Raw genomic sequence first — 271 nt, 5'->3', positions numbered from 1 at the left:
GAGCACCTCTTGCGGATTGGTGGCGCTGGCCAGCACCTGAGCCAATACCGCATCAGGGTAAAGGGCTATGGGCGCAAGCAGGGTCTCGAGCGCCTCCGGGGTATATTTCGATGTTTGTGTGCCAATAGGTTGCGCTTGTGGTGCGACCGCAGCACTGGTTGTGCTGGAGGCTGCGCTGGGCTGGACACTTTGCGTGACGGGGGGCGGCTCCTCCTTGCAGGCAGCCAATACCGTGCCGAGGGCAATCACGGCCGCCAACACGCTACGGCGA

Annotated in this window: 1 protein-coding gene; it reads right to left on the bottom strand. The window is 63.1% G+C overall.

Going from position 1 to position 271, the window contains the following annotated elements:
* The coding region (locus tag B4920_RS29135) for a DUF3300 domain-containing protein (RefSeq protein WP_161493392.1) at positions 1 to 249 on the bottom strand (249 nt) is incomplete at its 3' end.
* Between the last annotated feature and the right edge of the window lie 22 nt (positions 250 to 271).

The sequence above is a fragment of the Zoogloea sp. LCSB751 genome (genome assembly GCF_002028455.1).
Classification (GTDB): Bacteria; Pseudomonadota; Gammaproteobacteria; order Burkholderiales; family Rhodocyclaceae; genus Zoogloea.
Note: the sequence above shows the minus strand (reverse complement) of the source record. Positions and strands in the feature narration are given on the sequence as shown.